This window comes from Actinomadura keratinilytica, from assembly GCF_039539665.1.
Classification (GTDB): Bacteria; Actinomycetota; Actinomycetes; order Streptosporangiales; family Streptosporangiaceae; genus Spirillospora; species Spirillospora keratinilytica.
In genome coordinates this window covers 66738-87179 of the sequence record NZ_BAABDO010000015.1, presented here as the reverse complement: position 1 = coordinate 87179, position 20442 = coordinate 66738, and the positions used below count along the sequence as shown (strand labels likewise).

The 20442-nt window shown below is 73.1% G+C and carries 17 protein-coding genes; 8 read left to right on the top strand and 9 right to left on the bottom strand.

Features of this window, described 5'->3' with window-relative positions:
• Positions 1 to 252 precede the first annotated feature (252 nt).
• Positions 253 to 1074 (top strand): helix-turn-helix domain-containing protein, encoded by an 822-nt coding sequence (locus ABD879_RS08200; protein WP_345019030.1) that lies wholly within the window; start codon positions 253 to 255, stop codon positions 1072 to 1074.
• On the top strand, positions 1071 to 1364 hold the full coding sequence (locus ABD879_RS08195; RefSeq protein WP_345019022.1) for a DUF397 domain-containing protein: 294 nt from the start codon (positions 1071 to 1073) through the stop codon (positions 1362 to 1364). The genes ABD879_RS08200 and ABD879_RS08195 overlap by 4 nt, the downstream gene beginning before the upstream one ends.
• Positions 1365 to 1466: 102 nt before the next feature.
• Here the strand turns inward: ABD879_RS08195 and ABD879_RS08190 are convergent, their stop codons facing one another.
• Together ABD879_RS08190 and ABD879_RS08185 are read right to left on the bottom strand one after the other, a co-directional pair.
• Positions 1467 to 3254, bottom strand: coding sequence for a serine/threonine protein kinase (locus tag ABD879_RS08190; protein ID WP_345019020.1), 1788 nt, complete (start codon positions 3252 to 3254; stop codon positions 1467 to 1469).
• A gap of 211 nt (positions 3255 to 3465) precedes the next feature.
• Positions 3466 to 3645 carry a hypothetical protein gene (locus ABD879_RS08185; protein ID WP_345019018.1) on the bottom strand — a complete coding sequence of 60 codons (180 nt, stop codon included), beginning with the start codon at positions 3643 to 3645 and terminating at the stop codon, positions 3466 to 3468.
• Positions 3646 to 3938: 293 nt separating this feature from the next.
• Between ABD879_RS08185 and ABD879_RS08180 the strand changes: the two genes are divergently transcribed.
• Complete coding sequence (locus ABD879_RS08180; protein ID WP_345019016.1) at positions 3939 to 7310, top strand: pyruvate carboxylase; 3372 nt, start codon at positions 3939 to 3941, stop codon at positions 7308 to 7310.
• Between the two features lie 430 nt (positions 7311 to 7740).
• The gene (locus ABD879_RS08175; protein WP_345019014.1) at positions 7741 to 9009 is read left to right on the top strand and encodes a serine hydrolase domain-containing protein; all 1269 of its coding nucleotides are present in this window, start codon (positions 7741 to 7743) and stop codon (positions 9007 to 9009) included.
• Position 9010: 1 nt separating this feature from the next.
• On the opposite strand, the gene ABD879_RS08170 is transcribed toward ABD879_RS08175, so the two are convergent.
• Positions 9011 to 9796 (bottom strand): SDR family NAD(P)-dependent oxidoreductase, encoded by a 786-nt coding sequence (locus tag ABD879_RS08170; RefSeq protein WP_345019012.1) that lies wholly within the window; start codon positions 9794 to 9796, stop codon positions 9011 to 9013.
• 9 nt (positions 9797 to 9805) lie between these two features.
• Positions 9806 to 10738, bottom strand: a complete 933-nt coding sequence (locus tag ABD879_RS08165; RefSeq protein WP_345019010.1) for a threonine/serine dehydratase — start codon at positions 10736 to 10738, stop codon at positions 9806 to 9808.
• Between the two features lie 291 nt (positions 10739 to 11029).
• Between ABD879_RS08165 and ABD879_RS08160 the strand changes: the two genes are divergently transcribed.
• Both ABD879_RS08160 and ABD879_RS08155 read left to right on the top strand, forming a co-directional pair.
• The gene (locus ABD879_RS08160; protein WP_345019008.1) at positions 11030 to 12301 is read left to right on the top strand and encodes a lipase family protein; all 1272 of its coding nucleotides are present in this window, start codon (positions 11030 to 11032) and stop codon (positions 12299 to 12301) included.
• A gap of 87 nt (positions 12302 to 12388) precedes the next feature.
• On the top strand, positions 12389 to 13660 hold the full coding sequence (locus ABD879_RS08155) for an alpha/beta fold hydrolase (protein ID WP_345019006.1): 1272 nt from the start codon (positions 12389 to 12391) through the stop codon (positions 13658 to 13660).
• Between the two features lie 189 nt (positions 13661 to 13849).
• Here the strand turns inward: ABD879_RS08155 and ABD879_RS08150 are convergent, their stop codons facing one another.
• Positions 13850 to 13981 carry a hypothetical protein gene (locus tag ABD879_RS08150; RefSeq protein WP_345019004.1) on the bottom strand — a complete coding sequence of 44 codons (132 nt, stop codon included), beginning with the start codon at positions 13979 to 13981 and terminating at the stop codon, positions 13850 to 13852.
• Complete coding sequence (locus tag ABD879_RS08145) at positions 13981 to 14325, bottom strand: hypothetical protein (protein ID WP_345019002.1); 345 nt, start codon at positions 14323 to 14325, stop codon at positions 13981 to 13983. Before ABD879_RS08145 ends, ABD879_RS08150 begins: the two co-directional genes overlap by 1 nt.
• A 165-nt stretch (positions 14326 to 14490) precedes the next feature.
• Here ABD879_RS08145 and ABD879_RS08140 point away from each other — a divergent pair, with 165 nt between their 5' ends.
• On the top strand, positions 14491 to 14736 hold the full coding sequence (locus ABD879_RS08140) for a winged helix-turn-helix domain-containing protein (RefSeq protein ID WP_345019000.1): 246 nt from the start codon (positions 14491 to 14493) through the stop codon (positions 14734 to 14736).
• A gap of 102 nt (positions 14737 to 14838) precedes the next feature.
• On the opposite strand, the gene ABD879_RS08135 is transcribed toward ABD879_RS08140, so the two are convergent.
• Both ABD879_RS08135 and ABD879_RS08130 read right to left on the bottom strand, forming a co-directional pair.
• A complete protein-coding gene (locus ABD879_RS08135) occupies positions 14839 to 15396 on the bottom strand; it encodes a dihydrofolate reductase family protein (RefSeq protein ID WP_345018998.1) in 558 nt (185 codons plus the stop codon).
• A 20-nt stretch (positions 15397 to 15416) separates the two neighbouring features.
• A complete protein-coding gene (locus ABD879_RS08130; RefSeq protein ID WP_345018996.1) occupies positions 15417 to 16004 on the bottom strand; it encodes an NADPH-dependent FMN reductase in 588 nt (195 codons plus the stop codon).
• A 110-nt stretch (positions 16005 to 16114) separates the two neighbouring features.
• On the opposite strand from ABD879_RS08130, the gene ABD879_RS08125 reads away from it, so the two are divergent.
• A complete protein-coding gene (locus tag ABD879_RS08125) occupies positions 16115 to 19330 on the top strand; it encodes an AfsR/SARP family transcriptional regulator (RefSeq protein WP_345018994.1) in 3216 nt (1071 codons plus the stop codon).
• Here ABD879_RS08125 and galT read toward each other — a convergent pair.
• Positions 19301 to 20398 carry a galactose-1-phosphate uridylyltransferase gene (galT, locus tag ABD879_RS08120; protein ID WP_345019028.1) on the bottom strand — a complete coding sequence of 366 codons (1098 nt, stop codon included), beginning with the start codon at positions 20396 to 20398 and terminating at the stop codon, positions 19301 to 19303. The genes ABD879_RS08125 and galT overlap by 30 nt on opposite strands.
• Positions 20399 to 20442: the final 44 nt, after the last annotated feature.

Sequence of the window (20442 nt, the reverse complement as noted above, 5' to 3'; positions counted from 1 at the left end):
GGCGCACCACCCAGACGATCACGCACTGTCGCGGATCGTTACGGGGAAAGGCTCAATGCACGTGCATCCGCACCGGAGAGCGACGAGCAGGCGCCACCGTGCGCCAGGAATCGGAGGTAGCCGCAGGACACCGACCCCAGTGGCACACTAAGTACATTTTCCGGCACTGCCGGAACCGCTGTCCGCCATGTAGCCGGGAGGTTGGGCGTGACTCCAGAGACGCCGGGAACCGGGTCCACGGTGCGTCGGATCCTGCTCGGCTCACAACTGCGCCGCCTGCGCGAGGCGAAGGGCGTGAGCCGCCAGGATGCCGGCTATGTCATCCGGGCGTCCGAGTCGAAGATCAGCCGCCTGGAGCTCGGGCGGGTCAGCTTCAAAGAGCGCGACGTTGAAGACCTGCTCACGCTGTACGGCGTCACCGACCCCACCGAGCGGGAGGCGCTGGTACAGCTCGCACGGGAGGCCAACACCCCGGGATGGTGGCACCGCTACAGCGACGTGCTGCCCAACTGGTTCCAGACCTACGTGGGCCTGGAGGAGTCGGCGACCCTGATCCGGACCTACGAGCTGCAGTTCGTCCCCGGACTGCTGCAGTCGGAGGGGTACGCCCGGGCGGTCATCCGACTCGGCAACGCCGGCGCCTCCGATCACGAGATCGAGCAGCGCGTCGGGCTGCGCCTGCAGCGGCAGGAGCGCCTCACCGGCCCCAACGCGCCCCGGCTGTGGGCGGTGCTGGACGAGGCGGCGCTGCGGCGGCCCATCGGCGGGCCTGAGGTGATGCGGGGCCAGTTCGAGCATCTCATCGAGATGTCGAAGCTGCCCAATGTCACGATCCAGGTCATGCCGTTCCGCTTCGGCGGGCACGCCGCCGAGGGCGGGGCCTTCACCATCCTGCGCTTCCCCGAGCAGGACCTGCCGGACGTGGTTTACGTGGAGAACCTCACCGGCGCGATGTACCTGGACAAGCGCGACGACGTCGACACCTATCTGCAGGCGATGGAACGCCTGTGCGTCGACAGTGCGACACCGGAGCGCACCGTCGAGCTTCTCGGTGACCTTCTCAGAGAGACATGATGCTCCCGACCGACAACGGCAACAGTCCCTCGGCGGCCCCCTGCGTCCCGGCCGCGTACAACGGCATGCCCGCCACGAAGCTGCACGGGGCCCGATGGCTGAAGTCCCGGCGCAGCAACTCGCAGGGCAACTGCGTGGAAATCGCCGAGCTCCCCGGTGGACGGGTGGCCATGCGCAACTCCCGCCATCCGGAGGGCCCGGCGCTGATCTACACCCGTCCCGAGATCGAGGCGCTGATCCTCGGGGCCAAGGAGGGGGACTTCGACAACCTGATCGCCGCACGCAACTGACGCCCGCGACCCGGCTCGCGGGACCTCCTCACGGGGGCAGCTGCAAGACCACGTCCTCCCGCTGACGTGATCTTGCAGTTGCCTCACCGGGCGGTCACGGGTTCATCCGCAGTTGCCGTAGGGGGCGGCCACCCCGCCGCTGCCGAAGCGCACGCACACTCCCGGGGCCTTCACGTACACCGGCCCCGCGTACCAGGCGTACGACCCGCTGTCGGCCACCTGCCCGCCGCCCTGGCGCTGGATCCACACCGACACCTGTGACCGCGTGCCCACGTTGCGCGTCTTCATCAGGACGGCGCAGTTGTACCCCGAGCTGTTGTAGAGCAGGTACGCCGTCCCCCCGGAGACGGAGAGGGAGCGCTGCACGTAGTAGCCGCCGCCGTGCGGACCGGAGTTGCAGACCTGCTGCGGGGTGTACTTGTTGGCGGGCTCCTTGGTCGGGCCGGCCGTGGTGCCGCCACCGCCGCCCGTCCCGGGGGTGGTCTGCCCTCCGCCGGAACGCCTCTGCTGCTGGTTCTGGCCGCCCTGGTCGGACTGCCCCTTCTTGTCGTTCGCCGTGCTGGGGGTCTGCTGAGGGGACCTGGACGCGTTGCCGGGGCGGCTGCTCGGGGCGTCGAGCCTGCTGCCGGAGCCCGCGCCGTCTCCCCGGGTCTGCTCGCTCTGCGGGTTGCCGACGGCGGCGCTGTCTCCGCCGGTCTCCCCGCCGCCCGAACGGGTGGCCGCCCAGACCGAGCCGCCTCCCACCACGGCGACGACCGCGGCGGCCGCGATCAGGGGGACGAGACGCTTCCCCTTGTGCGTCTTGTGGCCGCCCCGGTGCTGCGGCGGGGCCGACGGGCCGAACGGCGGCGGCTGCGGCGTCGTTTGGGGATGGGTCTGGGGGGCGGTCTGAGGGTTGGTCTCGGGCGAGGTCGCCTCTTGGGAGGGGCCGTTCTGCGGCACGTACGGGATGGCCGGCGCGACGGCGCGGTCCGGGACGGTGGCCTGTGACGGGACGGCCTGGGGCGCGGATGCCGGCGGTGTGACGGCCGCGCCGCTCGCCGCGCCCATGTCCGGGGTCGTGCTCTCCGTGGTCACCCCGACCAGACGCTCTTGGGCCTGGCGGGCCGTGGGCCGCTTGCGGGGGTCCTTGGCCAGGCAGTCCGCGACGACCTCGCGCAGCGGGCTCGGCAACGCGCCCAGGTCGGGCTCGGCGGTGAGGATGCGATGCATCACCGCGGCCATGTCGTCGTTGCCGAAGGCGGGATGGCCGTTGGCGGCGAACACCATCGTGCTGCCCCAGGCGAACATGTCGGAGGCCGGGCCCACCTCGTCCCCGGTGAAGTGCTCCGGCGACATGTAGGAGGGGGTGCCGACGTTCTGCGTCTCGCCCGCCGCGTCCAGCGCCCGGGCCACCCCGAAGTCGATCACACGCGGGCCGTCCGGCCCCATCATCACGTTCTGCGGCTTGAAGTCGCGGTGCACGATGCCCGCCTGGTGGATGGCGATCAGGGCGGTCAGCGTGCTGATGGCCAGCCGCTCCAGCGCGCCCCCGGTGCGCGGCCCCTCCTCCTGTACCAGCCGGTACAGTGACCGCCCGGGGACGTACTCGCTGACGATGTAGGGCTGGTCGCCCGCCACGTCGGCGTCCAGGACCTGCGCGGTGCAAAAGCGCGCGACCCGCTTGGCGACCGCCAGCTCCCGCACGAACCGGGCCCGCGCCGCGTCGTCGACCGCCTCCCCGGAGTGCAGCAGCTTGATGGCGACGGGGTCGGCGTCGCCGGGCGGACGGGCGAGGAAGACCGCGCCCTGCCCGCCCTGGCCGAGGCGGCCGACGATCTCGTACTCGCCCAGCCGGGTCGGATCGCCCGGCCGCAGCGGACGGACGTCCGGCATCGTCTGGTCCGTCACACCACTCTCTCCCGTCGCATCGGACACAGTGCCTAGTCAGACTATGTGCCGATGGCGGCACGTGCTGCGGGGGACGGGCAGATGAGACCGTCCGCCCCCGCCATGTGAACGCGCGGCTGCGGTGCGCCACCGGCCGCGCCCCCGGGAACGGGGAAGCCTCCGGGGCGACGGCGTACGCCGTCCCGGAGGCTCCAGATGTGTCGGCTACGAGTCAGGCCGGGTCGGGGGTCCGCCGGGACTGCCGTCGCTCCGCCCGGCCGTTCTCACCCGGTGGAGCCTCCCGGTCGTGCTGCCGTTCCAGCCGCGCCGCCACCGCGAGGGCGCGCAGCGAGGTGGACTTGATGTGCTTGTGGGAGCGGTTCGGACGCGGCCTGGGGATGCTGGTGGGCATCGTGGACCTCCTGCGACATAGGAATGCGGTGGTACCCGAAATGTCGGATCTTGCACCTGCAGTTGGTGTAACCCCACGATCGCCGCGTCTATTCCGAGTCTCCGCTCATCTTCTCTCCCCGGCCGCCGTCGTCGGCCTGCCGCAGGCCCCGGCGGTGTGATGAGACCTACCTTCACGCCTGTTCCCCCGGGGGCGGTGGCGGGTTATGTTGAGCGCGCTCGACGACGAGCCCGGGAGGCCGTCGCTCCGGGCGGCCTCGCGCCGCCGGATACCCGACTCCTGGGAGAAGCGCCGTGATGAACAAGCTGCTCGTCGCCAACCGGGGCGAGATCGCCGTACGGGCCTTCCGCGCCGCCTACGAGCTGGGCATCGCCAGTGTCGCGGTGTACGCCTACGAGGACCGCCTCTCGCTGCACAGGCAGAAGGCCGACGAGGCCTACGAGATCGGTGAACGCGGGCACCCCGTCCGGGCCTACCTCGACGTGGACGGAATCGTCGCCACGGCGCTGCGGGTGGGGGCGGACGCGGTGTACCCGGGCTACGGGTTCCTGGCCGAGAGCCCCGAACTGGCCGAGGCGTGCGAGCGCAACGGGCTGACGTTCGTGGGCCCGCCCGCGCGGGTGCTGCGCCTGGCGGGCAACAAGATCGAGGCGGTGGAGGCGGCCCGGCAGGCGGGGCTGCCGGTGCTGCGGTCGGCCACCCCCGCGCCGGGGGAGGAGCTCGCCGCGGCGGACGAGGTCGGCTTCCCCCTGTTCGTCAAGGCGGCGGCGGGCGGCGGCGGACGCGGGCTGCGCCGCGTGGACCGGCGCGAGGAACTCCTGGCGGCCGTTGAAGCAGCCCGCAGGGAGGCGCAGACCGCCTTCGGCGACCCCACGGTCTTCCTGGAACAGGCCGTCGACCGGCCGCGCCACATCGAGGTGCAGGTGCTCGCCGACGCGGCGGGGCACGTCGTGCACCTGCGTGAGCGCGACTGCTCCGTACAGCGCCGGCATCAGAAGGTCGTGGAGATCGCCCCCGCCCCCCGCCTGGACGCGGCCGTCGTGCAGCGGCTCTGCCGGGACGCCGTGGCGTTCGCCGAGGAGATCGGATACGTCAACGCGGGGACGGTGGAGTTCCTCGTGGACGCGTCCGGGCGGCACGTGTTCATCGAGATGAACCCGCGCATCCAGGTCGAGCACACCGTCACCGAGGAGGTGACCGGCATCGACCTTGTGCAGAGCCAGCTGCGCATCGCGGGCGGGGAGACCCTGGAGGACCTGGGGATCGCCCAGCAGAACGTCACCGTCTCCGGGTACGCGGTGCAGTGCCGCATCACCACCGAGGACCCCGCCAACGACTTCCGCCCCGACACCGGCAGGATCTCGGCGTACCGCTCCCCGGGCGGTGCGGGCGTGCGTCTGGACACCGGGACGGCCCACGCCGGCGCCGTGGTCACGCCCCACTTCGACTCGCTCCTGGTCAAGCTGACGTGCCGCGGCCGGACCCTGGAGGAGGCGGTGCGGCGCGCGCGCCGGGCCGTGACCGAGTTCCGCATCCGGGGCGTGGCGACGAACATCCCGTTCCTGCGGGCGGTGCTGGACGACGCGGACTTCCGCGCGGGCGGCGTCACGACCTCCTACATCGCCGACCATCCCGAACTGCTGACCGCCCGTTCCAGCGGCGACCGCGCCACGCGCCTCGTGCGCTACCTGGCCGACGTGACCGTCAACAAGCCGCACGGGGACGCGCCCACGGACCTGGACCCGCGCAGCAAGCTCCCACCGCTCGATCTGGAAGGCCCCGTCCCGGAGGGCTCGCGCGACCTTCTGCTGGCGCTCGGCCCGCGCGCGTTCGCCGAACGGCTGCGCGCCCAGTCGGCCCTGGCGGTCACCGACACCACGTTCCGGGACGCCCACCAGTCCCTGTTGGCCACCCGGGTGCGCACCTACGACCTGGTGGCGGCGGCCCCGTACCTGGCGCGCATGGCCCCGCGGCTGCTGTCGCTGGAGGCGTGGGGCGGCGCCACCTACGACGTGGCGCTGCGCTTCCTGGCGGAGTCGCCCTGGGACCGGCTGGCCGCGATCCGCGAGGCCGCACCCAACCTGTGCATCCAGATGCTGCTGCGCGGCGCCAACACCGTGGGCTACACCCCCTACCCCGAGTCGGTGACGCGCGCCTTCGTGGCCGAGGCCGCCCGCACCGGCGTGGACATCTTCCGGGTGTTCGACGCACTCAACGACGTGGAGCGCATGCGGCCCGCGATCGACGCCGTGCTGGAGACGCACGCGCTGGCCGAAGGCACCCTCTGCTACACCGCGGACCTGTCGTCCCCCGCAGAGGAGGTCTACACGCTGGACTACTACCTGCGGCTGGCCGAACGGCTCGTCGAGGCGGGCGTGCACGTCCTGTGCATCAAGGACATGGCGGGCCTGCTGCGGGCCCCGGCTGCGCGCACCCTCGTCAGCGCGCTGCGCCAGAGGTTCGACCTGCCCGTCCACCTGCACACGCACGACACCGCGGGCGGGCAGCTCGCCACCTACCTGGCCGCCGTCGAGGCCGGGGTGGACGCCGTCGACGGCGCCGCGGCGCCCCTGTCGGGCACCACCAGCCAGCCGCCGCTGCAGGCGATCGTCGCGCACACCGACGCGACCGAGCGCGCCACCGGGCTGGACCTGGGCGCGCTCACCGCGATGGAGCCCTACTGGGAGGCGGTGCGGCGCCTGTACGCCCCGTTCGAGATGGGCCTGCCGTCCCCCACCGGACGGGTGTACGAGCACGAGATCCCCGGCGGGCAGCTGTCGAACCTGCGGCAGCAGGCGGTCGCCCTCGGCCTCGGCGACAGGTTCGAGGAGATCGAGCGCCTGTACGCGGCCGCCGACCGCATCCTGGGGCGCCTGGTCAAGGTCACCCCGTCCAGCAAGGTGGTCGGGGACCTGGCGCTGCACCTGGTCGCCGTGGGGGCCGATCCCGACGACTTCGCCGCGCATCCGGAGCGGTACGACGTGCCCGACAGCGTCGTCGGCTTCCTGCACGGGGAACTGGGCGACCCTCCCGGGGGCTGGCCGCAGCCGTTCCGCGACCGGGCCCTGAGCGGGCGCCGGTACACCCCCGTGCGCGGCGAGCTCACCGAGGAGGAGGACAAGGCGCTGTCGGGGCCCGGCGTCCGCGACGCGCTCGACCGGCTGCTGTTCCCCGGCCCCGCCCGCGAGTACCGCGAGGCGCGCGCCGCCTATGGCGACCTGTCGGTGGTGCCCACCGGCGCCTTCCTGTACGGCCTCCAACCGGGCCGGGAGGTCGCCATCGACCTGGAGCCGGGGGTGCGCGTGCTGGCCGGCCTGGAGGCCGTGGGCGAGCTCGACGAGGCGGGTTTCCGGCAGGTCATCTGCACCGTCAACGGGCAGCTGCGCACGCTGTCGGTGCGCGACAGGTCCGCGGCGGCCGACGCCCCGCCGGTCGAGCGCGCCGACCCCGACGAGCCCGGGCACGTCGCCGCCCCGTTCGACGGTTCGGTCACGCTGCGCGTGGCCAAGGGGGAGCGGGTCGCCGTCGGCGACGTGGTCGCCACCATCGAGGCGATGAAGATGGAGGCCGCCATCACCGCCGCGGTCGGCGGCACCGTCACGCGGCTGGCCGTGCCCGAGGCGTCCTCGGTCCGGGCCGGCGACCTGCTGCTCGTCATCTCCTGATCGGTCGAAGCTCTGAGAGCCGCTCAGGCGGCCGCCGTCCGCCCCGCCCTTCTCTGCCCTCGCAAGGGGCGGTCGGCGGCCGCTGGAGCCGTTCTCAGGCCCGGCGGCGGGCGGGCCGGGATCCGGCCGACCCGTCGGATCGGATGATCTCCGTTGCGGTGCGCCGGTCCGGTCCGGTCTCGGTGCTGTTCGCCGGATCGTGCGCGGGATATGGCCGTCTGTTCGCTTTCTTGGTTCTCTCTGGTCGTGTGGCTGGGTGTATCAGGTTTATGAGGCGGAAGAAAGATGTCGATCTCATGCCGGAAACGGATGACATCCGGGGCCACGGCCTAGAAGACTGGTAAGTGCGCGATCATGTGGAAGAGAGGGCGGAATGGCGGCGAGGCGATTCGGGGGGCTTGGGCGACTGGCGGCGGCCGGGGGAGCGGCCATGTCGCTTGTGATCACACTCATGCCGGGTGCGGCGCTGGCGGGAACGGCCACCGCCGTTGCGCAGAACCCGTCCGCTTCCCGGCGCGCCGCCCTGGACGCGGGCAAGCTGCGTGCGACGCTGGACGCCACACATAAGGCCGGGATGTACGGTATTTACTCGTCCGTCCGTGATGACGGGCGTGCCTGGAAAGGGGCGTCCGGAGTGGCGAACGTGCAGACCGGACGGCCCGTGACCCCGGACATGCAGCACCGTGTGGGCAGCGTCACCAAGACGTTCACCGCCGCCGCCGTTCTGCGGCAGGTGGAACAGGGGCGTATCCAGTTGGATGCGCCGATCGGTACCTATTTGCCGGAGGATGTTCCCGGGCAGCGCGGCAGGCAAATCACCGTGCGAATGCTGCTGAACCACACCAGCGGCATCGCCGACTACGTCGCCTCGGCGTTCCCCTCGCTCCAGGAACCGTCGTCCAGGAGCCTGGACAGGAAACGGTTCCGCACGCTCACGCCCGCGCGACTCATCAAATGGGGCCTGGACGCACCGTCCACCGGAACCCCCGGGGCGCAGTGGTCCTACTCCAACACCAACTACATCATCCTCGGGCGCCTTCTGGAGAAGGTCACCGGGATGAAGGCGGAGACGTACATCACACGGGACGTCATCCGCCGTGCGGGGCTCAAGAACACCTATTTCCCCGACAGCCCGGTGATCTACGGCGCCCACTCGCGGATGTACGAGTCGCTGTACGGCGTCCTCACCCCGCCGCGCGACTACAGCATCTTCGACATGTCCTGGGCGGGCACGGCCGGGGCGCTGGTGTCGACCATGGACGACCTCAACCGCTTCTACCGGCGCCTGCTCACCGGCGGGATCGTCGGCCCGGCCGCGCTGGCGGAGATGCGCCGCACCGTGCCCGTCAAGGACGCCGACGGCACCGTGCTGATGAACTACGGCCTCGGCCTCTACTCCGTGCAGCTGCCGTGCGGCACGTTCTGGGGGCACGACGGCGCGGTGTGGGGCGCCGGGACGCAGGCGCTGACCGATGAGGGCGGCGGACGGCAGCTCGCATTCGGCTTCAACCTGATGAAGTACCAGCAGCTGAACGGCGAAGGGCGCCCCATGCCCCACCCGATCGACAACGCCATGGGCGCGCACATGATGGAGGCCCTGTGCGGGGCCGGGACGCCGCCGCCCAACGCCCGCATCGCGCAGCGGCCCGTGCAGCCGCTGCCGCTGCAGACGCTGGCGCCCCAGGAAGGCGGCTCCTGACTCAGGACGGCGGCTCGTACGCCTCCGGGTCGTGGGCCAGCACGGACCTCCCGCCGTCGACGGGGACGGTCGCGCCGTTGATGAAGGACGCCTCGTCCGACAGCAGGTGCACGATCGCGGCCGCGACCTCCTCGGCCCTGGCGACGCGGCCGAGGGGGTGCAGCCGCGCCATCTCCGCCTCGATGTGCGCCGCCCCCTCGGGCCCCTGCTGGGCGAGGAACTCGTCATAGCGTTCGGTGCGCACCGAACCCGGCGCCACCGCGTTCACCCGGATGCCGCGCGGACCGTACTCGACGGCGAGCGCGCGCGTCAGGCCCTCGATCGCCGCCTTGGCGGTGACGTACGGGGCGCACCCCGGCACCGCCTGCCGCGCCTGGTGCGAGGTGACGTTGACGATGGCCCCGCCCGTCCCGGCGGCCAGGAAGCGCCGCACCGCCGTCGTGCACCCGGTCAGGGGCGCGCCCAGGTTGACGGCGATGAGGTCCATGACCTCCTTGGCGGACGCGGTGTGCACCGAGGCGTCCCGGAAGACGGCCGCGTTGTTGACCCAGCCGGTGAGCGTGCCCGCCTCCTCGGCGAGGTCCGCGGCGCGTTCCGCGACGGCCTCGTCCCCGGCGTTGCCGGTGACCACGCGCACGCGTGCACCGGCGGGATGACCGTGCGTCCACGCCAGCGCCGCTTCGTCCAGTTCGACGGCCACCACATGGTCGCCGCCGGCCAGCAGCCGCTCCACCACCGCCCGGCCGATGCCCCGGCCACCCCCCGTCACCACGAAGGAATCCGCCATACGGCCATCTTAAAGAGAGGCGGGGTCGGTGTTGCCGCCGCACAGGACGACGACGACCCGCTCGCCCGCGGCGGGCCGGTAGGCGCCCGTGCGCAACGCGGCGACGGCCGTGGCGGCGGCGTGCTCGACGAGCAACCGGTACCGCTCCCACAGCCAGCGCCGCGCCTCCACGATCGCCTCGTCGGACACCAGCACCGACCGCACCCCCGTACGGGCCGCCACCTCGAAGGCGATCTCACCGAGACGGGTGGCGCCGAGCGAGTCCGCCGCGACGCCGGACACGTCCGCGTCGACGGGCGCCCCCGCCTCCAGGGCCCGGTGCAACGTCGGGATGGCCTCCGGCTCCGCCCCGACGACGGTCGCGTGCCCCTGGACGGCGGCGGCCACCCCCGCCATCAGCCCGCCGCCGCCGACGGCGAGCACGACGGTGTCGAACTCCCCCGAGGTCTGTTCGAGCAGTTCCAGGCCGAGCGTTCCCTGACCGGCGCAGATCTCGGGCTGGTCGTAGGCGTGGCAGAACAGCGCACCCGTGTCGGCGCATCGTTTGGTCGCGGCCTCGTACGCCTCGGCGTACCTGCTGCCGACCTGCACGACCCGCGCCCCGAGCGCGCGCAGCCTGGCCACCTTGACCGCCGGCGCCGTCTGCGGCACGTACACCTCGGCCGCCGCGCCCACCTCTGCGGCGGCGTAGGCGACGGCGAGCCCGGCGTTGCCTCCCGACGCCGCGACCACGCCCGCCGCGGGCAGCGTCCCCTGCTCGGCCGCCGCCAGCACGCGGTTGAACGCGCCGCGGGCTTTGAACGACCCGGTGTGCTGCGTCTGCTCCAGCTTCAGCCACGTGCACGCGGCGCCGCCGAGCGGTTCGGCCGCCAGCACCGGGGTCCGGCGGACCCGGCCGGCGATGCGCGCGGCGGCGTCCCGGACGTCAGAGGGTTCGATCAATTGGGGGGACCTCTCACGGACGACGGACGACACTGACCTGCGGCCACCACGCTATGTCCTCCCCGGCCGACCGGACGCCGCGTCGGGGAACCCGCTGGTGACGCGCACCACTAATAGACGATTTGTCAACTAGTTGCTAACGGCGGCGCCGGGCATGTGGCGCCAGCCCATTCACCTGCACCGGGGCAGGAGGGACAGTCGTGTGCGTCCGCTGTCCAAGGCCGCCGAGAGCCGCCTGTCAAAGGGGGGAGGCCCAGGCGGTTCGGCGGCCTCCCACCCCCTGGAGTGGCAATGAGAGTTCGAGTCGTTGCGGCCTCCGCCGTGACCGGGGCCGCGCTGACCCTCGCGTCGGTGGGCGCCGCCCAGCCGGCGTCCGCCGCGCCGTCGCAGTGCCTCGCCTCGGAGGCCGACATCTACGCCGCCGCCCCGGCGAGCATCGACGGCGACCCGGGAGACCTGCTGGCGTGCCGGCAGGTGACGCTGCCGGGCGTGGGCGGCGTCCGCGCGAAGGCGTGGAAGGTGCGCTACGTCACCACCGACGTCAAGGACGCCAAGACGGTCGCGACCGGATTCGTGGCGGTGCCGGAGGCCGCGTGGACCAAGAGCGGGTCCCGTCCGGTCGTCGCCTTCCACCCGGGCACCTCCGGCCTCGGCCCGCAGTGCGCGTTCTCCAAGCAGATGACCGGGGCCTACGTGGACCACTACGAGGGCCCCAACGTGGCCGAGTTCCTCAAGGCCGGGTTCGCGGTCGCCGCCGCCGACGGCCCCGGCTACATCGACGGCAAGGTCCACACCTACATGGTGGGGCAGAGCGCGGGCAAAGCCGTGCTCGACATCGCGCGCACGTCCCGCCAGATCCCCGGCGGCTCCCTGCGCTCGGACGGCAAGGTCGGCATCGCCGGATACTCCGAGGGCGGCCAGGCCGCGCTGTGGGCCGCGCAACTGGCCGCCTCCTACGCGCCCGAACTGCAGGTGGCGGGCGCGGCGGCCGGAGGCGTGCCGGGCGACTTGAAGGTGACCGCCGAGCGGCTCAACGGCGGCCTGTTCGCCGGATTCGCCGCCGACGCGCTGGTCGGGCACAACGCCGCCTACCCGGACATGCCGTTCGACGAGCTGATGAACGACAAGGGTGCCAAGGCGGTGCAGGACGCCAAGCGGCTGTGCCTGTTCGGGACGCTCGGCCGCTTCCTGGGCGCCCGCGTGGAGAACCTCACCAAGGACAAGCTGACCCTCGACCAGATCTGGCAGTTGCGCGGCCCCGACGGCACCTGGGGCGAACTGGCCGACCGCAGCAAGCTCGGCGTGGACATCGGCGCGCCCGGCTCGTCCGCCACGTACCAGATCGGCTTCCCGGTGTTCCAGTACCGCGGCGCTCTGGAAGAGATCATCCCGACCGAGACCGAGGACGCCACCCGCGCCGCCTATTGCAAGGCGGGCATCAACACCACCTGGAACAAGTCCTACGTGGGCGAGCACCTGCTCACCGACTGGCTCGCGGCAGGGGACGTCACCCGCTTCCTGAATGACCGCTTCGAAGGCAAGCCCGTCACGGGCAACTGCTGACCGGCTGCGGGGCGACCCATCTCGCGGGTGGGTCGCCCCGCCGGCCCAGGTGATAGGGGCGCATCCCGGGGGCGACATATTAGAGGCATGCAGTCCGCGTTCCGCCGCCCCGGGTTCGTCTGCACCGACCACGTGCTGGAAGCGCCGCTCGACCATGCGGACCCGTCCGGGCCCACCATCGAGATCTACGCGCGTGAGGTCGTGGCGCCGGACAGGGAGGACGACGACCTGCCGTGGCTGCTGTTCCTGCAGGGCGGCCCGGGACACCGGGCGACGCGGCCGGGGGCGGACCCGGGGGCGTGGCTGAAGCGCGCCCTCCAGGAGTACCGGGTGCTGCTGCTCGACCAGCGCGGCACGGGGCGCAGCACCCCCGCCAACCGTCAGACCCTCCCGGCGGCCCCCGCCGACGCCGCGGCGTACCTGCGGCACTTCCGCGCCGACTCCATCGTCCGGGACGCCGAACTGCTGCGCCGGCACCTGATCGGGGACCGGCCGTGGAGCGTGCTCGGCCAGAGCTTCGGAGGCTTCTGCGCCGTCACGTACCTGTCGCTGGCACCGGAGGGCCTGCGCGAGGTCTTCATCACCGGGGGCCTGCCGAGCCTCACGGCCGGGGCGGACGAGGTCTACCGCGCTGCCTACCCGCGCGTGCTCGCCGCCAACGAGCGGTACTTCGAGCGCTACCCCGGCGACCAGGACGTCGTGCGCCGCATCGTGGACCACCTGCGCGAGCACGACGTGCGGCTGCCGGACGGGGAGCGGCTGACGGCACGCCGGTTCCAGACCCTCGGGCACGGGCTCGGCAACTCGGTGCTGTTCGACAACCTGCACTACCTGCTGGAGGAGGCGTTCATCGGACGCGGACAGCTGTCGGACGCCTTCCTGCACAAGGTGCACGCGTCCGTGTCGTACGCCTCCCAGCCTCTCTACGCGCTGTTGCACGAGGCCATCTACTGCCAGGGCACCGCGTCGCGGTGGGCGGCCCAAAGGGTGCTCGACGAGTTCCCGCAGTTCTCCCTCGACAACGACGGGCCGGTGCGTTTCGTCGGAGAGATGATCTACCCGTGGTTCTTCGAGGAGGACCCGGCGCTGCGCCCCCTGCGCGAGTGCGCCGACCTGCTCGCCGCCTACGACGAATGGCCCGCCCTCTACGACCCCGGCCGCCTGGCCGCCAACACGGTCCCGGCCGTCGCGGCCGTCTACCACGACGACATGTACGTGGACCGCGACCACTCGCTGCAGACCGCCGACGCGATCGCGGGTCTGCGCACATGGGTCACCAACGAGTACGCCCACAACGGCCTGAGCGCCGACGCCCGCGTCCTGGACCGCCTCATCGCCATGCTGCGCGGCCAGGTGTAACCCGGCGCCCCACCCGTTGTGACGCGCTTGTCCGCGGTGCACAGGGTGCTGCGCGAGGGCCCGACCACCGCCCCGCGGCCGACGGCTGCCGTTCCGCGCGTATCGCCGAACTGGCCGTCGGCTGCGCCCGCCGTGGGGCGCGCGGCCCGCTGCCAGATGGAAGACCGCGCGCCCCACGGGGCTGCCGCGCTAGTAGGTGGCCCGGTGGCGGCCGACGTAACCGCGCCTGCGGGGTCGCGCCTCCGCCGCCAGCGCGGCGCCCGCGACACCGAGGAACACGCCGCCCGTCAGGACCGACATGCACACTGCGAGCGCCGTCATCACGCGTCCCCCTCGCGGTCGTCGTCCGGCACCGCGGGGGAGGTCCCCGACCATGCCAGGGGCAGGTTGCGGACCGTCTCCGCGAGCTGGTCGTGTGCCCGCGTGAGCACCACCAGCGCTTCGGGCGTCTCCGCGTACAGCTGCGAGGCGCACCCGGCCAGGGCCTCGCGGGTGGACAGGCGGTGTCCCATGCGCAGCGCGACGGTCCACACCAGCCCGCCGTTCAGCTGCGTTTGGAACGGCGTCGCCCACCGCCCGGACGGCTCCCGCCACCCCGGCAGCGGCTCGGCGGGATCGATGCGCTGCGGGTCGTTCCCGCCGAGCCGCGTAGTCTTGTCAGACATCAGGGTCTGACCTCCCTTGCAGGTCGGCTCTGTAGGCCCCGTTCGGCGGTGCGACGCCGGGCGGGGCCGTCCTGTGTCTGTGGCGGGCTCCACCTTACATGACCGTGCACGAGCCTACATAAGTTTACACATGAACCTGTAGGTACACATGCGTAACGTGACAGCGTGGGCGAGGAACTCGACGGCATGGATCCGCTGCGCGTGCAGTTGGCAGACCGCGTGGCCGCGAAGATCGCCGACGGCACTTACCCGCCGGGTAGTCGCATCCCATCGACGGCGCAGTTGGCCGATCAATACGGCGTTTCGCAGCGAACCGCCGCAGACGCGGTCAAGCTGCTGAAAGAGCGCGGGTTGGTCCGCGGTGTTCAGGGGCGCGGTGTCTTCGTGCTGAGAAAGGCGGACGGCGGCTGACGTTGCACAAACCGCGACGCGCAGAAGAGCCCCGGGGTGAAGCCTGGGGGCTCTTCTGCGTGTTCGGCTACTGCGCGGGGCAGTAGGTGGGGTCGGCGGGGGTCAGACTGCGGGGGCGGGGCGGTAGTCGAGGACGACGGTGCCGGACGAGGCCATGACCGTCGTGCTGGCCAGGGTCCACTTGCTGAGCGGGGCGCCGTCGCGGAACAGCTTCTGGCCCTTGCCCACGACGACCGGGTGCACCCACAGCTTCAGCTCGTCCAGCACGCCGTATTCGATGAGCGAGTCGATCAGGTTCAGGCTGCCGAAGACGAGGATGTCCTTCTCATGCCGCTCCTTGAGGGCGGTGAGCTCGTCCTTGACGTTCTCCCGGATGATGGTCGAGTTGTTCCACTCGGCCTTCTCCAGGGTGGTGGAGACGACGTACTTGGGGAGGGTGTTCATCCGCACCCCGTACTCGCCCGTCTGCTCCTCCATGTGCGGCCAGGCGGCGGCGAAGCCCTCGTAGGTGACGCGGCCGAGCAGCAGCGCGTCGCTGGCGAACAGCTGCCCGTGGGCGAACTTCAGGTGCTCGGGGGTGCTGTACTCCATCGTCCATTCGTTCGGGGCGTGCGCGACGCCGTCCAGCGACACGTAGTTCAGCGCGACGATCCTGCCCATGGCGGTTCCTCCGGTTGCGTTCAGTTCGGGTAGGGGTGCTCGCGGCGGGCGGCGCGCAGCGCGCGGGCCCACCACACGAGCTGGTCGAGCGTCAGGTTGACGGCGGTGTTGCATTCGGCCGCGGCCTTGGGCCAGCGCCCGTCGGCGGTGAAGTGCTCCCAGTAGCGGGGCAGGCTGATGCCGTCGCGGATGGTGACCGCGTGCAGTTCGGCGAAGACCTGCCGCAGCTGGGCGGCGGCGTTCAGGCCGCCCGAGTCCCGGCCGTAGGTGACCAGGGCGACGGGTTTGGCGTGCCACTCCTCGTAGAACCAGTCGATGGCCTCCTTGAGCGGCGCCGGGAAGCCCGCGTTGTACTCGGGGGCGACCACGGCGAAGGCGTCGGCGGCGGCCAGCCGGGACGCCAGCGCCCGCACGGGCGGCGGAACCGGCTCGTCGTGGTCGGTGAGCTCGTGCGGCAGCCGCGCCTCGGCCAGATCGACCATGTCGACGTCCAGGTCGCCGCGGCGGCGGGCCCGGTCGGCGAACCATCCGGCCACGGTGGGGCCGAAACGCCCGCGGCGGGTGCTGGCGATGATGACCGCCAGCCGCAGCCGGTCGGTGCCCGACATCTCCGCCTCCTCGGTGTCCCCTCGGTGCTGACAGCGCAACGGTGCCGGAACGCGTTTACGGAATCCTTACGGCCTGTTTTCGGCTGACCGGGGCGGCTATCGTGCCGCTCATGCTCTTCGGGGTGTTGGGGCCCCTGGCGGTGTGGACCGACGACGGCGCGCCGGTCGCGGTGCCCGGCCGCAAGGTGCGCGTCCTGCTGGCCGACCTGCTGCTGCACGAGGGACGTCCGGTGCCCGCCGACCGGCTGATCGACGACCTGTGGGGGGAGCGTCCGCCCCGCGACCCCGCGGGCGCGCTGGCGGTCAAGGTGTCGCAGCTGCGGCGGGTGCTGGCGGACGCCCAGCCCGGCGGCCGCGCGCTGGTGGAGACCCGCCCCGCCGGATACGTCCTGCACATCGGCGCGGACGGCCTGGACTCCGTGCGGTTCCAGAACCTGGTCGACCGGGCGCGGCGGGACGGCGACCCGGCCGCGCGGGCGGCGCTGCTCGGGGAGGCGCTCGCGCTGTGGCGCGGCCCCGCGTTCGCCGACTTCGCCGACGAGCCGTTCGCCCAGGCCGCGATCACCCGGCTGGAGGAGCTGCGGCTGGCCGCCCTGGAGGACCGCGCCGAGCTGCGGCTGGCGCTCGGCGAGCACACCGCGCTGGCCGCCGAGCTGGGCGACCTGGTCGCCGCCCACCCCCTGCGCGAGCGGCTGCGCGCCGTCCACATGCGGGCCCTGTACCGGTCCGGACGGCAGCACGAGGCGCTGGAGAGCTTCGAGGAGCTGCGCGCCCGGCTGGCCGAGGAGCTGGGGCTGGACCCGGGGGCCGAGCTGGTCGCGCTGCAACGGGCGATCCTGACCCAGGACCCGGCCCTCGGCGGCCCGCCCCGGGGCAACCTGCCCGCCCCGGCATCCGAGCTGATCGGCCGGGACGCGGCCGTCCGCGAGATCGAGGAACGCCTGCGCCGCGACCGGCTGGTCACACTCACCGGGCCCGGCGGGGTCGGCAAGACGCGGCTCGCGCTGGCCGTGGCGGGCCGGGCGGCCGACGCGTTCCCCGACGGCGCGTGGCTCGTGGAGCTGGCCGCCTTCGACCCGCCGCGCGCCGCCGGCGATCCGCTCGGGCCGCTCACCGACGTGGTGATGGCGGCGCTGGACATCCGCGACTCGCCGGGGCCGGGCACGCCCGCCGACCGGCTCGCGGGCGCCCTGCGGGCCCGCCGCACGCTGCTCGTCCTCGACAACTGCGAACACGTCGTCGAGCAGGCCGCCGAGCTGGCCGGCCGGCTGCTGCGCGCCGCCCCCGGCCTGCGCGTCCTGGCGACGAGCCGCGAACCCCTGTCCGTGGCCGGGGAGGTGGTGTGGAGCGTTCCGCCGCTGGACGTGCCCGGCCGGGACGCCGACGTGCGGGAGGTCGCGCGATGCGACGCGGTACGGCTGTTCACCGCCAGGGCGTCCGCCGCCGCGCGCGGTTTCGTCCTGGACGAGCGGAACGCGGCGGCGGTGGCCGTGCTGTGCCGCAGGCTGGACGGCATCCCGCTGGCGCTGGAGCTGGCGGCGACCCGGGTGCGGGCGCTGGGCGTGCACGGTCTGGTGGCGCGGCTGGACGACCGGTTCCGCCTGCTGGCCACCGGGCACCGCGGCGCACCGCCCCGCCAGCAGACCCTCACCGCGATGATCGACTGGAGCTGGGATCTGCTGACCGAGCCGGAACGGGCGGTGCTGCGGCGCCTGTCCGTGCACGCCGACGGCTGCACGCCCGAGGCGGCCGAGGCGGTGTGCGCGGGCGGCGGCGTACCGGCGGCGGACGTGCTGCACTTGCTGATCCGCCTGGTGGACCGGTCCCTGGTCGTGATGACCGAACGCGGCGGCGACGGCCCCCGCTACCGCCTGCTGGAGTCGGTGGCGGCCTACTGCGCCGACCGGCTGGCCGAGGCGGGCGAGGCGCAGCAGGTCCGCCGCGCGCACCGGCGGTACTACGTCGACCTGGCCGAACGCGCCGCGCCGGGGCTGCGCGGCGGCGACCAGGCGCGGTGGCTGCGGCTGCTGGACGCCGAGGCCGCCGATCTGCGCGCCGCGTTCGACGGCGCGGTGGCCGACCGCGACGCCGACTCGGCGCTGCGGCTGGTGAACGCGCTGGCCTGGTACTGGGTGCTGCGCGGGCGGTTCGCCGAGGCCCGCCGCAGCCTGGACGCGGCCCTGGCGCTGGACGGGCGCGTCAGCGTGCCCTACGCGCGGGCCACGGCGTGGAGCGTCGGCCTGGCGCTCATGCGGGGCGCCGCCGACGACGCCGACCGGCAGGCGGCGCTGCGGCTGTTCGAGCAGGTGGACGACCCGGTCGGCCTCGCCCACGCGCAGTGGTTCCTTGCGTTCACCGGCAGCGAGGAGGCGGACCGCAGCCACGACGACGCGCTGCTCGACGGCGCCGAGAAGGGGTTCGCGGCGGCCGGGGACCGCTGGGGGGAGGGCGCCGTGCTCATCGTGCGGGCCAAGCGCGCCCACTCCAGCGGCGACCCGGCCCTGCTCGAAGACCTGGCGGAACGGGCCGCGCGGATCTTCGGCGAGCTGGGCGACCGCTGGGGGCAGCTGCAGGCGGCCGAGTGGCTGGGCGGCCTGGCCGACCTGACCGGCGACTACGACCGCGCCGACCGGCTGCAACGCGAGAGCCTGCGGCTGGCCGAGGAACTGCACCTGTGGCCCGACGTCGCCGGGCGGCTGGGGTGGCTCGGCTGGATCGCGGTGATGCGCGACGACCCGGCCCAGGCGCGCCGGTACGGCGAACGCGCCCTGGGCATGGCGGTGGAGCACGGCTTCTCGGCCGTCTCGCTCCCACGGCTCGTGCTGGGATACACCGCCTGCCGGGAAGGGAAGCTGGACGAGGCCGAGACGCACTTGCGCACGCTGCTGAAGGCGATGCCTGCAGAGACCCCGCTGTACCTGCCGATCGTGCTCATCGGCCTGGGGCGCGTGGCGGAGCGGCGCGCGGACGCAGGCACCGCCATGGCGTTCCACCGAGAGGCCCTCGGCCACGCCGTCCGCTACCAGGGGCCGAGGGACACGGTCTTCTCCCTGGAGGGCATGGCCGCCGCACTCGCGCTCACGGGCGACCACACGGCGGCGGCCCGCTGCCTGGGGGCCGCCGCGGGGATACGGCGTAGGAGGGGGCTGCGCCCGGGCCCGGCCGAACGCGCCGACATCGAACGCGTCGCCGCCGCCCTGCGCCGGGCGCTCACGGACGGCGCGTTCACCGCCGCACACGACCGCGCCGCCCGCGACCCCGACGACGTCGTGCGCTCCGTGCTGGAGGCCGGAGGCTCAGCCGTCCAGGCGGACGACCTGGCGTAGGCGTTCGGCGACCTGCTCGGGGGCCACGTCGTTGATCCACGCGGCCATGCCCGACTCCGACCCGGCGAGGAACTTCAACCGGCCCGGCGCCCGGCGGATGGAGAACAGCTCCAGGTGCAGGCGGAACCTGCCTTCGGCCCCCCGGGGCGCCTGGTGCCATCCGGCCACGTACGGCAGGGGCGCGTCGTCGTCGTAGTACGCGTCGCACGCCCGCAGCAGCGCCGGGTACAGCTCCGCCAGTTCGGCGCGCTCGTCCTCGTTCAGCCCGGGGAAGCCGGCCACATGGCGCCGCGGGTACAGGTTCAGCTGCACGGGCCAGCGGGCGGCGGCGGGGACGAACGCCGTCCAGTGCTCGCCGTCCACCACGGTCCGGGTGCCCGCGCGCCGCTCGGCCGCCAGCACCTCGCCGAACAGGTCCCGGTCCGCGGCCCGCTCCAAGGACGCCAGCACCTGTCGGGAACGCGGCGGGACGAACGGGTAGGCGTAGATCTGCCCGTGCGGGTGGTGCAGCGTCACCCCGATCTCCTCGCCCCGGTTCTCGAAGCAGAAGACCTGCTGGACGCCCGGCAGCGCGGACAGCTCGGCGGTGCGGTCGGCCCACGCCTCGATCACCGTGCGGATGCGGCGCGGCGGCAGCGCCCCAAGCGACGCGGTGTGGTCGCTGGAGAAGCACACCACCTCGCACCGCCCGTCGCCGGGGCGGCGCGCGAACAGCGGCTCGCCGTCCACCGGCTGCGCCCCGGGCGCGGCGGCCTCCGGCGCGGCGGCGAACGAGGGGAAGCGGTTCTCGAAGACGACCACGTCGTAGTCGTCGGCCGGGATCTCCGACCTGCGCCCGTCCCGGCTCGGGCACAGCGGGCAGGCGGCCGCGTCCGGCAGGAACGTGCGGGTGTTGCGGTGCGTGGTGACGGTGACCCACTCGTCGTGCAGCACGTCGTGCCGCAGCTCCACCGACGGGCGCGACGGCGGCAGCGGGCGGGTGTCGGGCGGACGCGGCCCGGCGGCCGTCCCCTCGTCGAAGTAGATCAGCTCACGGCCGTCGGCCAGCCGGGTGGCGGTACGGCTCACCCGGTCCGCTGCGGTGTCGGTCATCGCCCCAGGCACTCCCGGTG

Coding starts and splice junctions, on each gene's coding strand:
- ABD879_RS08195 (WP_345019022.1), top strand. CDS start 1,071: ATGATGCTCCCGACCGACAACGGCAACAGTCCCTCGGCGGCCCCCTGC.
- ABD879_RS08185 (WP_345019018.1), bottom strand. CDS start 3,645: ATGCCCACCAGCATCCCCAGGCCGCGTCCGAACCGCTCCCACAAGCAC.
- ABD879_RS08175 (WP_345019014.1), top strand. CDS start 7,741: ATGTCGCTTGTGATCACACTCATGCCGGGTGCGGCGCTGGCGGGAACG.
- ABD879_RS08170 (WP_345019012.1), bottom strand. CDS start 9,796: ATGGCGGATTCCTTCGTGGTGACGGGGGGTGGCCGGGGCATCGGCCGG.
- ABD879_RS08160 (WP_345019008.1), top strand. CDS start 11,030: ATGAGAGTTCGAGTCGTTGCGGCCTCCGCCGTGACCGGGGCCGCGCTG.
- ABD879_RS08155 (WP_345019006.1), top strand. CDS start 12,389: ATGCAGTCCGCGTTCCGCCGCCCCGGGTTCGTCTGCACCGACCACGTG.
- ABD879_RS08150 (WP_345019004.1), bottom strand. CDS start 13,981: ATGACGGCGCTCGCAGTGTGCATGTCGGTCCTGACGGGCGGCGTGTTC.
- ABD879_RS08145 (WP_345019002.1), bottom strand. CDS start 14,325: ATGTCTGACAAGACTACGCGGCTCGGCGGGAACGACCCGCAGCGCATC.
- ABD879_RS08135 (WP_345018998.1), bottom strand. CDS start 15,396: ATGGGCAGGATCGTCGCGCTGAACTACGTGTCGCTGGACGGCGTCGCG.
- ABD879_RS08130 (WP_345018996.1), bottom strand. CDS start 16,004: ATGTCGGGCACCGACCGGCTGCGGCTGGCGGTCATCATCGCCAGCACC.
- ABD879_RS08125 (WP_345018994.1), top strand. CDS start 16,115: ATGCTCTTCGGGGTGTTGGGGCCCCTGGCGGTGTGGACCGACGACGGC.